The sequence below is a fragment of the Pseudomonas sp. CFBP13509 genome (assembly GCF_005233485.1).
In the GTDB taxonomy this organism is placed as follows: Bacteria; Pseudomonadota; Gammaproteobacteria; order Pseudomonadales; family Pseudomonadaceae; genus Aquipseudomonas; species Aquipseudomonas marginalis.
The window spans coordinates 17,397-29,126 of record NZ_QGAA01000010.1 but is presented as its reverse complement, the minus strand read 5'-3'; the positions used below and the strand labels follow the sequence as shown (position 1 = coordinate 29,126).

At 60.5% G+C, this 11,730-nt stretch carries 12 protein-coding genes; 5 read left to right on the top strand and 7 right to left on the bottom strand.

Annotation, left to right across the window (positions count from 1 at the left end):
* The first annotated feature begins 2 nt into the window (after positions 1–2).
* Positions 3–263 (top strand): hypothetical protein, encoded by a 261-nt coding sequence (locus tag PspCFBP13509_RS17745; RefSeq protein WP_065927887.1) that lies wholly within the window; start codon positions 3–5, stop codon positions 261–263.
* 65 nt (positions 264–328) lie between these two features.
* Here PspCFBP13509_RS17745 and PspCFBP13509_RS17740 read toward each other — a convergent pair whose 3' ends face one another.
* Genes PspCFBP13509_RS17740 through gnd form a run of 3 tightly spaced genes read right to left on the bottom strand, consistent with a single transcriptional unit; the run spans position 329 to position 3,698 of the window.
* Positions 329–1,153, bottom strand: coding sequence for a Cof-type HAD-IIB family hydrolase (locus tag PspCFBP13509_RS17740; RefSeq protein WP_065927888.1), 825 nt, complete (start codon positions 1,151–1,153; stop codon positions 329–331).
* Positions 1,150–2,673, bottom strand: coding sequence for a glucose-6-phosphate dehydrogenase (zwf, locus tag PspCFBP13509_RS17735; protein ID WP_137212427.1), 1,524 nt, complete (start codon positions 2,671–2,673; stop codon positions 1,150–1,152). Before zwf ends, PspCFBP13509_RS17740 begins: the two co-directional genes overlap by 4 nt.
* Positions 2,670–3,698: a phosphogluconate dehydrogenase (NAD(+)-dependent, decarboxylating) gene (gnd, locus tag PspCFBP13509_RS17730; RefSeq protein ID WP_223841635.1), complete on the bottom strand. Its 1,029-nt coding sequence runs from the start codon at positions 3,696–3,698 to the stop codon at positions 2,670–2,672. The genes zwf and gnd overlap by 4 nt, the downstream gene beginning before the upstream one ends.
* Before the next feature lie 226 nt (positions 3,699–3,924).
* Between gnd and PspCFBP13509_RS31520 the strand changes: the two genes are divergently transcribed.
* From PspCFBP13509_RS31520 to PspCFBP13509_RS17715, 4 genes are all read left to right on the top strand, one after another.
* Complete coding sequence (locus tag PspCFBP13509_RS31520) at positions 3,925–4,104, top strand: DUF6026 family protein (RefSeq protein ID WP_256097793.1); 180 nt, start codon at positions 3,925–3,927, stop codon at positions 4,102–4,104.
* A gap of 160 nt (positions 4,105–4,264) precedes the next feature.
* Entirely contained in the window at positions 4,265–6,022 is a 1,758-nt protein-coding gene (locus PspCFBP13509_RS17725) for a phosphoethanolamine transferase CptA (RefSeq protein WP_137212426.1), read from the top strand.
* A gap of 114 nt (positions 6,023–6,136) precedes the next feature.
* Positions 6,137–8,362: a TonB-dependent siderophore receptor gene (locus PspCFBP13509_RS17720; RefSeq protein WP_137212425.1), complete on the top strand. Its 2,226-nt coding sequence runs from the start codon at positions 6,137–6,139 to the stop codon at positions 8,360–8,362.
* Positions 8,363–8,506: 144 nt separating this feature from the next.
* Positions 8,507–8,716 (top strand): hypothetical protein, encoded by a 210-nt coding sequence (locus PspCFBP13509_RS17715; protein WP_065927892.1) that lies wholly within the window; start codon positions 8,507–8,509, stop codon positions 8,714–8,716.
* A gap of 102 nt (positions 8,717–8,818) precedes the next feature.
* Here the strand turns inward: PspCFBP13509_RS17715 and PspCFBP13509_RS17710 are convergent, their stop codons facing one another.
* The 4 genes from PspCFBP13509_RS17710 to PspCFBP13509_RS17695 all read right to left on the bottom strand — a co-directional run bounded on the left by PspCFBP13509_RS17710 (position 8,819) and on the right by PspCFBP13509_RS17695 (position 11,706).
* Entirely contained in the window at positions 8,819–9,310 is a 492-nt protein-coding gene (locus PspCFBP13509_RS17710) for a GNAT family N-acetyltransferase (RefSeq protein ID WP_027606459.1), read from the bottom strand.
* 173 nt (positions 9,311–9,483) lie between these two features.
* Positions 9,484–10,587, bottom strand: a complete 1,104-nt coding sequence (zapE, locus tag PspCFBP13509_RS17705; protein WP_137212424.1) for a cell division protein ZapE — start codon at positions 10,585–10,587, stop codon at positions 9,484–9,486.
* 15 nt (positions 10,588–10,602) lie between these two features.
* Positions 10,603–10,938: a nuclear transport factor 2 family protein gene (locus PspCFBP13509_RS17700; protein ID WP_065927894.1), complete on the bottom strand. Its 336-nt coding sequence runs from the start codon at positions 10,936–10,938 to the stop codon at positions 10,603–10,605.
* Positions 10,939–10,989: 51 nt separating this feature from the next.
* A complete protein-coding gene (locus PspCFBP13509_RS17695) occupies positions 10,990–11,706 on the bottom strand; it encodes a helix-turn-helix transcriptional regulator (RefSeq protein WP_137212423.1) in 717 nt (238 codons plus the stop codon).
* Positions 11,707–11,730 lie beyond the last annotated feature (24 nt).

Here is an 11,730-nt window from a genome sequence, read left to right as displayed (position 1 = left end):
ACATGAACGCCCCGCTCCGCATCAACGAAGCTCTTTTGATCGCAGACCGTGCTTTCCAGCCCTTTCAATGCGTGGCCTGGCACGATGGCAATGGCGCCCTGAGCCTGAGTGTCATCGACCGCACCAATAACCGTATCGGCAGCAAACAGCTGTCGTCGAACACCTATAGCGACCCGGCGCAATTGGAAGACTTGCTGTTGCGGGCCCGCGCCGAACTCGACAAAGATGGCTACCAGTTGCAGTCCTGGGCCATGCCGAAGTAAATCGCGGCTAACTTGCGATCACTGCAAAACAGTGATCGCAAGTTGCACAATCGAACTTAAGACGCTTATCGCGCCGCGAGAATAAACCGTTCGATTGCTTCCGCAGCGCCCTCCTCGACATTACTGCCGGTGACCACGCTGGCCTGGCGCTTGACGGCTTCTTCCGCCTGCCCCATGGCAATCGACAACCCCGCCACCTGAAACATCGCCGGGTCATTGCCCCCATCCCCGATGGCCGCCGTCTGCTCCAGCGGCACCCCAAGGTGCGCCGCCAGGGTCTTCAACGCCTCGCCCTTGTTGGCCAGCATGGCCGTCACATCCAAATAAATCGGCTGCGAACGCGATACCTGGGCCAAGCCCTGGACCTTGGGCTGCAATTGCGCTTCCAACGTCACCAGTAATTGGGTGTCGTTGCTCGCGGCGACGATCTTGTCGATACGCTCCAGGTAGGGTTCGAAACTTTCCACCACCACCGGCCCATACCCCAGGCCATGGGCTTCGCGCGGTTCCACCGGCCCTGGCGGACCACGGCGCAGCCAGTCGCCGTCGGCAAACACCCAGACTTCCACATCCGGCTCGGCCGAGAACAGCGCCAAGGTCACCAGCGCCGCCTCCGCTGGCAAATGGTGGGCAACCAGGATGCTGCCATCCGGGTTGATCAAGGTGCCACCGTTGAAGCCCGCCACCGGCACATCGATCCCGAATGTCTCGATCAGGTGCAGCATGGCCTTGGGCGGTCGCCCGCTGGCCAGGCTGAAAAACACCCCGGCCTCGCGCAGGGCGCTCACCGCGTCGACGGTGCGCTGGCTCAGGCGATGATCCGGATGCAGCAAGGTGCCGTCCACGTCGCTGAGGATAAAACGGATGGGATGAATCGCTGCGTCACTCATCCGAGCGAGTGCCAGGTGCGGCCATCGCGCGCCAGCAACCCATCAGCCGCTGCGGGCCCGTCTTCACCGGCCTTATAGGTCTGGATCCCGTCGTCCTCCTTCCATGCATCGAGGAACGGTTGCACTGCTCGCCAGCCGTTTTCGATGTTGTCGGCGCGCTGGAACAAGGTCTGGTCGCCGGTCATGCAGTCGTAGATCAGGGTTTCATACCCGGTCGACGGTTGCATCTCGAAGAAGTCCTTGTAGGCAAAACCCAGCTGGATGTTGGCCATATCGAGGGTGGGCCCGGGCTTTTTCGCCAGCAGGTCGAACCACATGCCTTCATTGGGCTGGATCTGGATCTTCAAGTAGGTGGGCTTGACCTCGTCCACCTCGGTGTCACGGAATTGCGCATAGGGCGCCGGCTTGAAGCAGATCACGATCTCGGTGTCGCGCACGCTCATGCGCTTGCCGGTACGCAGGTAGAACGGCACGCCGACCCAGCGCCAGTTATCGATCATCACCTTGAGGGCGACGAAGGTCTCGGTGCTGCTGTCGGGAGCGACGTTGGCTTCTTCGCGGTAGCCGGGCAGTTGCTTGCCGGCGATTTCGCCCGCGGTGTATTGCCCGCGCACCGAGTTGGCCCGCGCGTCTTCCAGGGACCACGGGCGTACCGCGCCGATGACCTTGGCCTTTTCACCGCGCACCGCATCGGCACCAAAGGCGGCCGGGGGCTCCATGGCCACCATCGCCAGCAGCTGGAACAGGTGGTTGGGCACCATGTCGCGCAGGGTGCCGGTTTTTTCGAAGAAATTGCCTCGCGTCTCCACGCCGACGGTTTCGGCGGCGGTGATTTGCACGTGGTCGATATAGTGGTTGTTCCAGAACGCTTCGAACAGCACGTTGGAGAAACGGCTGATGAGGATGTTCTGCACCGTCTCTTTGCCCAGGTAATGGTCGATGCGATAGATCTGCTTCTCGCTCATCACCTTGAGCAGGCTGGCGTTCAACGCTTCGGCGGTGGCCAGGTCGGAGCCGAAGGGCTTCTCGATCACCACGCGCCGGAAACTGTCATCGGTTTCCGTCAGCAGGCCCGCACTGCCCAGGCGCTCCACCACCTCACTGAAGAAGCGTGGTGCGGTGGCCAAATAGAACACCGCGTTGCCGGTGCCGCTGGCAGCGATCTTCTTGCCGATGTCGGCGTAGGTGCTGTCATCGAGGAAATCGCCCTCGACGTAGCTGATGCCTTTGGCCAGTTGCGCCCACAATGCCGGATCGAGGGCGTTATCCCCATTGCCCTTGACCTTGCTCGCGGCCTCGGTGCGGATAAAGTCCTCGAGTTTCTTGGCGAAGTCGGCATCACTGATCGCGTTGTGATCAACGCCAACGATGCGCAAGCCATCGCCCAGCAAGCCATCACGACTGAGGTTGTACAGCGCCGGCATCAGCAGGCGCTTGACCAGGTCGCCATGGGCGCCAAACAGAAACAGGGTGGTGGGTGGAGCAGGTTCGGCCTTGAGTTTCTTGCCGTTGGCGGTCATTTTTTGGAAGTCTCCACGTGGCCGCCAAAGCCAAAGCGCATGGCAGACAGCATCTTGTCACCGTAGGTGCTCTGCTGGCGCGAGCGGAACCGCGCGAACAACGACGTGGACAGTACCGGCACCGGCACGGCTTGTTCCATGGCGGCTTCGATGGTCCAACGGCCTTCGCCACTGTCGGCCACGGAACCGGAGTAACCGTCCAGCTTGGGGTCGGTGGCCAGGGCGTCGGCGGTCAGGTCCAGCAACCAGGACGAGACCACGCTGCCACGGCGCCAGACTTCGGCGATATCGGCAACGTTGAGGTCGAAGCGCTGGTCTTCGGGCAGGTTTTCCGAGTTCTTGGTCTTGAGGATGTCAAAACCTTCGGCAAACGCCTGCATCATCCCGTACTCGATGCCGTTGTGGATCATCTTGACGAAATGCCCGGAACCCGCCGGGCCGGCGTGGATGTAGCCCTGCTCGGCACGCTTGTCAGCCGACGCGGAACGGTCCTTGGTGCGCGGGATGTTGCCCAGGCCCGGTGCCAGGCTGGCGAAGATCGGGTCGAGGCGCTGCACAGTCTCGGTGTCGCCGCCGATCATCATGCAGTAGCCACGCTCCAGGCCCCAGACCCCGCCGGAGGTACCGACATCGACATAGTGCAGGCCCTTTTGCGCCAGGGCCTTGCCGCGACGCACGTCATCCTTATAGTTGGTGTTGCCGCCGTCGATGATCACGTCACCGTCTTCCAGCAGCTCACTGAGTTCATTGATGGTGTTTTCGGTGGGGTCGCCTGCCGGCAACATCACCCAGACGGCACGGGGTTTCTGCAGCCCGGCCACCAGGGCCTTCAGGTCGGCAACGCCGGTGGCGCCCTCTTCGCTCAAACCTTTGACAAATGCTTCGTTACGGTCGTAAACAACGGTGGTATGCCCATTGAGCATCAGGCGCCGTGCAATATTCCCGCCCATGCGGCCTAGTCCGATAATCCCCAGTTGCATGTGCTGATGCTCCCAACTACTGAATAAATGTGTGACATAGTTTATAGCGCAATGAGGCTAATGAGGGTTAGTCCAGGGCAGATCCGTGTAGTTTCATGGGAAAAAATTGCCATCGTTTCACCATCACGCCTCCGAAAGTCACACGACCACCAAAAATAAAAAAGTTCCATTGATGGGAAAAAGAATTCAGAATTGCTTCCGACTGTTGCCGAGAACCTCGACTCAAGCGTTCTGGCACACCGCGACACACCGGCTATTTGCGAGGCAAGCAATGAGCACAGCACAGATGACCCGTCCTCCACAGACCCTCTACGTCACACTCCGTCGCGATGAATTGCGCCAGTTGAAAGACGAACGCGATCAGTTGCAGCTTGAGGTCATGCGCCTGCGTGCCCATATCATTCAAGCCCAGCTGGACCAGCCTTCCGGTGCGCAGCCCGCGCTCTGCTGAGCTCGTCATCACTTTGTAAGATAACGGCTACATAAATCTCACAAAGTTTTCACATGCCCTTCCCGATACTCCCGCCCCCAAGGGCCATCCCATGCAAGGGTGGCCTCTGTTGCGTGCAGCCCTGCGCGTCAACTGAAAAATTACCGGGTTGGAGCGCTGGATGGCGATGTTCGAACGCAGCAGCAAGTCTGCGAAAGGCTTTGATTGGGCCGGTCTTGGCTGGCTATTCGTGTTTTTCTGGTACTTCTCCGGCATTACCCAACTGCTGATCCAACTCAGCGGCACTTCCGGCTTCAGTGGTTTTCGCCAAGCCTTCTTCATGAGCGCGATATGGCTCGCGCCCCTGCTGGTATTCCCTCGCCGTACGCGCTTGCTTGCTGCCCTGATCGGCGTGGTGCTGTGGGCCTGCTCCATGGCCAGCCTGGGTTATTTCTTCATCTACCAGCAGGAATTTTCCCAAAGCGTCATCTTCATCATGTTCGAGTCGAACATCTCCGAAGCCGGCGAGTACGCCACCCAATACTTCGCCTGGTGGATTGTGCTGGCGTTCATTGCCCACACCGCCGTGGCTATTTTCCTGTGGACCCGGGTACGCCCGGTATACTTGCCGCGCGGCCAGGCCCTGGTGGCGGCAACGGCGATCCTGGTGGCGATCATCGGTTACCCGCTGGTCAAGCAGATAGCCCGCAGCGACACCCTGGACGACGCCATCGACCGCTTCGAGTCGCGCATCGAACCGGCCGTGCCCTGGCAGATGATCGTTGCCTACCGCCGCTACACCGAACAACTGGACAACATGCAAGGCATGCTCGACAGCGCCAGCCAGATCCCCCCCTTGACCAACCTCAAGGACACCATGGCCGGCCAGCCGTCGACCCTGGTGCTGGTGATCGGCGAGTCCACCAACCGTCAACGCATGAGTCTCTACGGCTATCCGCGCAACACCACGCCGGAACTGGACAAGCTGCGCGACCAACTGGCGGTGTTCGATAACGTCATCACCCCGCGCCCCTATACCATCGAAGCCCTGCAACAGGTACTGACGTTCGCCGACGAGGAGAACCCCGATCTCTACCTCAAGACACCGTCGATCGTCAGCGTGATGAAACAGGCCGGGTACAAGACCTACTGGATCACCAACCAGCAGACCATGACCAAGCGCAATACCATGCTCACGACCTTTTCCGAACAGGCCGACGAGCAGGTGTACCTGAACAACAACCGCAACCAGAACGCCCGCCAATACGACGGCGATGTACTGGAACCATTCTCCAAGGCCCTGGCCGACCCCGCCGAGCGCAAGTTCATCGTGGTGCACCTGCTCGGCACCCACATGAGCTACCAGTACCGCTATCCACCGACCTTCGACAAATTCACCGACCGCCAGGGCGTACCTGCCGGGATCAGTGACGATCAACTGCCCACCTACAACAGCTACGACAATGCGGTGCTGTACAACGATTTCGTGGTGTCGAGCCTGATCAAGGACTACGCCAAGACCGATCCCAACGGCTTTTTGCTGTACCTGTCGGACCACGGCGAAGACGTATTCGATTCCGCCGGCCACGCCACCCTGGGGCGTAACGAAGGCAAGCCGACGGCGCCGATGTACACCATTCCGTTCATGGCCTATGCCTCGCCGAAATGGCGCGAAACCCACGACTGGAAGTTTGCCGGCGACTTGCAACGCCCTTACAGCAGCTCGCAATTGATCCACACCTGGGCCGACCTCGCCGGGCTGAGTTTCAACGAACTGGACCGCAGCAAGAGCGTCGTGAGTGACAGCTTCACGCAGCGCCCGCTGATGATCGGCAACCCCTACATGCGCCCGCAAAAGGCCTTGATTGACTTCAGCCTGATCAAGCCCAAGAAGGTTAATCCGACCGATGTGGTCCTGCAGGAACCGCCGGCCTTGTAACAGAAAGATAACAATCATTCTCGTTTAGCCCTAAAGTTCCACCGCTCCTTTCGTCTTTGAGCCAAGGCCTTCCCTTTCCGGGGTGGCCGCAAAGACGACAAGGAGTCTTCCGCGATGTTCGCGCCTTTTACCCGCTCCATGACCCTCACGCTCGGCCTGTGCGGCGCCGCCCTAAGCCCGGCCCTGCTGGCTGAAACCGACCCTGAACACACCCCGCTCGAACTCGGCGCGACCAACATCTCCGCCGAAGGCCTGGGCGCCACCACCGAACACACCGGCGCCTACACCACCGGCTCGATGAGCACCGCCACCCGCCTGAACCTGTCGGTCAAGGAAACCCCACAATCGATCTCGGTGATCACTCGCCAGCAGATGGATGATTTCAATCTCAACACGTTGACCGACGTGCTGCGCCAGACCACCGGGATCAACGTCCAGCATAACGACTCCGACCGCGTGTCCTATTCCTCCCGCGGCTACGGCATCACCAACTTCCAGATTGACGGGATGCTCAATACCTTCGGCTACATGAAGTCCGACGCCGATACCATTATCTATGACCACATCGAGGTGGTACGCGGTGCCACGGGCTTGACCACCGGCGCCGGCGACCCCTCGGCCACCATCAATATGGTGCGCAAGCGCCCGACGGCCCAATGGCAGGCGAAAACCGGCGTCAGCGCCGGCAGCCATGACAACTATTACAGCTACGTGGACGTGGGCGGCCCGCTGGCGTTCGACGGCAAGCTGCGCGGGCGTACGGTGCTGGCCTACCGTGACAGCCAATCGTTCCGCGACAACTATGGCCTGCAGCGGGCGGTCGGCTACGGCATCCTGGAAGGCGATCTTTCCGACGATACCGTGCTGGCCGTAGGTTTCGATTACCAGAACAAGCAGGTCCAGGGCACCTCATGGGGCACCGTGCCGTACTGGAACAGCGAGGGCGGCAAGGCCGGGCTGTCGCGCTCCACCAATATGGCGGCGCACTGGAGTTCCTGGCCGCTGACGGACAAGACCACCTTCGCAACCCTCGACCATCGGCTGGGCGGCGACTGGCACGTGAAGGCCGCCTACACCCATCGCCAGAGCGACACGGATGGCAAGGTGTACTACGGCGGTGCGGGGTTCCCCAACGATGACCGCAGCGGCATGACCGCCTGGGCCAGCCACATGCGCGGCACATCGAGAATGGAGGCCGTCGACCTCAACCTCGCCGGCAGCTATGCACTGCTGGGCCGCGAACATGCACTGATGATGGGCTATGGCGAGGCCACGCAGCGGGACGTCTCCCCCGTGATGCGCAGCAACCTACCCGCCGGCTATTACACCATCGAAGACTGGAAATACATGGGCGGGATCGCCAAGTTCGGCGACACCGTCACCGACCTCAAGGGCGAGCACAGCAGCAAGCAACAGAAGGCTGGCTATCTGGCCACGCGACTGAGCCTCACCGACCGCTTGCATGCAGTGCTGGGCAGCCGCTATGGCAGTTGGGAACTGAAAAGCGCGGCCCCCGAATACAACGCCAACGACCAACTGACGGCCACCAACAAGACCTCCCAGACCCACAATGATATGTGGACGCCCTACGCCGGCCTGCTCTACGACCTGACGCCGGAGTACACCGTCTACGCGAGCTATACCGACATTTTCAAACCCCAGAGCCTGCGGGATGCCAACAAGAAGTACCTGGAGCCCGTGGTCGGCAGCAACTACGAGGTGGGCCTCAAGGGCAGCGTGCTGGAGGAGCGCCTGAACCTGGCGGCGGCATATTTCTGGAGCACCCAGGACAACGTCGCAGAGCGGGACGATTCGGTGGAGCGGAACCCGACCACCGGCGAGGAGTACTACAAGTCCGGCGGCAAAGGTAACAAGGTCAACGGCTTCGAATTGGAAGCTGCCGGGGAAATCATGCCCGATTGGAACCTGACGGCCGGCTACACCTACACCCATTCGGTCAACGGCTCGGGTAAACGCAACAACACCGGGCAGCCGCTGAACCTGCTAAAAGTCTCCAGCGCCTACCGTTTGCCGGGGGCATGGCGCAACCTCACGGTCGGCGGCGCGGTGAACTGGCAGAGCGACATTTACGATTGGAGCAATCGACCTACAGGGGTACGCGTCGGCAACACACCGGTGACCGAACGGGCGAAGATCACACAACAGGCATACACGGTGGTCAACCTGATGTCCCGCTATCAATTCGACGAGCACGTCTCAGCGTCGCTTAACGTCAACAACCTGTTCGATAAAAAGTATTACGAACGCGTCGGTTTTTATAACGGCGTGTATTGGGGCGACCCACGCGCCATTACGCTGGCCGTTGACTGGAAGCTTTAAAGCCGACCATCCGAAGTTAACGATATTGTTAACTTCGGATGTTTCTCGCGTTAATTCCCACTTAATAAGACCGCACCAGAATCGCCCCACGATTCTGATCAAGGACAGAGCAGATAACCGATCACACTTAATGAGTAAACACAGATGAAACTCTCGACCTTGATGCTTGCCAGCCTGATGACCCTGGGCTCCGCCGCCGCGTTCGCCGAAGGCGGCTCGGAGCGCTCGAAGGAGTTCTACAACAACTTCACCTTCACGCAGCAGACGCTTCACGGCACGGTTGAACAAACGGCGTCCGCCGACGGCAAGACACCGAACACCAACACGACCGAACAGGAACAACCCAAGAGTTAATTTAATCGTTAGTTAATCCGCAACACCCTGGGCCATACCGCTCCGTTGGCAAAGGTTTATTGGGCGCCCTCCGCTGGCGCCCTTTTTTTCGCCGGTTATTTATTAAAGCGGCTTGTTCCAGAACAACATGCGCCCATGGGCGGGATCAAACTTCGCATCATCAAAACCAAACTTGCGATACGCCGACTGGGCGACGGCATTACCTTCCAGCACCTCCAGGGTGATCTTGCAGCAACCACGCTGGCGGGCGATGTCCTCGACCTTCAGCAGCATTTTCTGGCTCAGCCCCAAGCCGCGAAACTCATTCATCACCACCACGTCGTGCACGTTGACCAAGGGGCGGCAGGCAAAGGTGGAAAACCCTTCAAAGCAATTCACCAGCCCCGCCGGCTCACCGCCAACAAACGCCAGCACACTGAACGCATGGGGGCGCTTGGCCAACTCGGCCGGCAGTTGCTCCAGTAGATCAGCGGGCAGGCTATGGCCGCCGCCCATGGGGTCTTCTGCGTAATGGTTAAGCACCTTGGCAATGGCTTCGGCATGTACAGGATTGGTGTAGCTGGCTTGCAGCACCAGGATATCTGGGGTGTCCATTTCCGTCCTCGATCACGACTACAAGGGAACCGGTTCCCTTTGAGGGGCACGATTGTAAGCGTGGAGTCAGCACCAGATGAAGGAGATTAACTACAAATGTGCGCCCGAAAGCGCGAAGGCTTTGGCATTAAAAAACCCCAAAGTGTCCATTCAGGGCTTTTTTCGTACAGGTCTCAGTTGAAGCGCTGCAGCTGCATTTCTTGCAAGCGGCTCAAGGTGCGACGGAAAGGAAACGCCAGGTAACCGTTGGTATACAGGCGCTCCAGCGGCACCTGGGCGTCGATGAACAGCGGCACCTTGCGGTCGTAGCACTCGTCCACCAGGGCGATGAAGCGACGCACACTGTCGTCGTGCACCGACAACTGCGGCAACTCGCGATCACCGGCCACCACGCGCTCGACCCCATCCTCGGTGCCGCGGGCAATCCGGCCTGGGCGCTGTTGCGCACTCAGGTTGGGCACCTCCCCCAGCAGGATCGCCTTGAAGCGGTCGCACAGCAGGATGAAATCCATTGCCGCCAGGGGTTGTTCGCAGAGGTCGGCATAGCGGCACCACAGCACGCTGTCACTGGCCTGCACGCACACGATAGAACGATGGCCGACGGTGACCGGACCAAGACTCACCGTCTGGCCTTCGGCCAATTGTGCGAACACGTTCGCCAGCGCTTCAGGCTGGTTCACCCAATAGCGCTGCCGGCCCACACCTGGATGCAAGCGATGATCCTCGCCACCGTCGACCGCCACCACGTGCATATGCCGCTCAATCGCCGCAATGCCCGGCAGGAAGCGCTCCCGATTGAAGCCATCGGCATACAGCTGGGCCGGTGGTTGATTGGAGGTGCAGACCATCACCACACCTTCCTCGAACATGACCTGGAACAGCCGGCCGAGGATGATCGCGTCACCGATGTCACTGACGAACAGCTCGTCGAAACACAACACCCGCACCTCCCGGCTCAGCTCCCGCGCCAGGGCCTGCAACGGGTCATGGGTGCCGGTGAGCTGGAACAGACGCTGATGCACCCAGCCCATGAAGTGATGAAAATGCTGACGCCGTGCGGGCACCCGCAGGCTTTGGTAGAACTGATCCATCAACCAGGTCTTGCCGCGGCCCACCGGCCCCCACAGGTAAACGCCAGTCACGGGCGAACGGCCCTGATGCAGGGCTGCATGGCAGGCTTGCAGGGCATCCACCGCCCGGCGCTGGGCGTCGTCGGCAACGAAACCCTGTTGGGTAATGGCGTGTTGGTAAGCAGCGAGGGGCGAGTCGAAAGTCATGCCCGCGATTATGACCTACAGGGAGATGTCCAGCCGTGAAATCTTGCCCTGCGCGTCCAGGCGAAAGGTGTAGCGCAACTCCAGCGGGCTGCCGGGAAAATTGCCGGAGACCACATTGCTGACCAGCACCTTGCCGGTACGGTGCTGCACCTTGAGCACCTCGACACGCGGCTGGTAGCGGCGCCCGGTGTCTTCCATCCAGCGTGCAATGGCGGCGGTGCCCACCTGGTGCTGGCCTTCATCGAACACATTGGCATCGTCGGCAAAACACTGGGCAATGACCGAGGTGTCGCGGGTATTGGTCGCCGCGATATAGGCGGCGATGGCGGGGGCCAATTCAGGCTGGGACATGGCAAAGCTCCTTTTCAGGTGGTTGTAGCAGCATGCTAAGCCAGGGGTGTGTCAGTTTTTGTCAGGAGTGAAGGGCCCGGATTCATTCTGTTCCATCAGCTTGCGCCAGGCCCGCAGCCAGTCGCTGCGCCGCCCCGGATAACGTTCGCCGACGACCTCGGCACTCGCCACGCGGTCGGTGCGAAAAGTGCGATACGCGCCGCGCAGCTCACACCAGGCCACGATCACCCGCACCTCATTGAGAAACCCCAGGGCCAGGGGCCAGATCAGGCGTTGACTCTGGGTCTGGCTGGCATCCGCGTAGTCGATATGCAACTTGTCCTGATGCCGAATCGCTTCGCGAAATACATCCAGCGGCACGCGGTTTTCCGGGTAGCCAAACCCTGGCGGGCCGGGCAGCAACGTCGGGTTGCGCAAGGCTTCCTGCGCCGCCGGGTCGAGCACATCAGCGATTTTCGCCAAGGCGTTGGCGGCGGCATGGCTGAGCACGTCATCGCCGCGCTGGTCCACATAACGCAAGCCCAGCACGATCGCTTCGGTTTCTTCGGCGTTGAGCATCAAGGGCGGCAAAAACAGGCCGCTGCGCAGCACATACCCTACCCCGGCCTCGCCGAAAATCGGCGCGCCCAGGGCGGTCAACTCGGCAATGTCGCGGTACAGCGTACGCTCGGACACTTCCAATTGCGCCGCCAGCACGGCGGCGGTCACCGGGCGTTTCTTGCCTCGCAGGGCCTGCAACAACGTCAGTAAACGAGTGGTACGCGACACGTTGATCCCACCGAATAAGGAAAA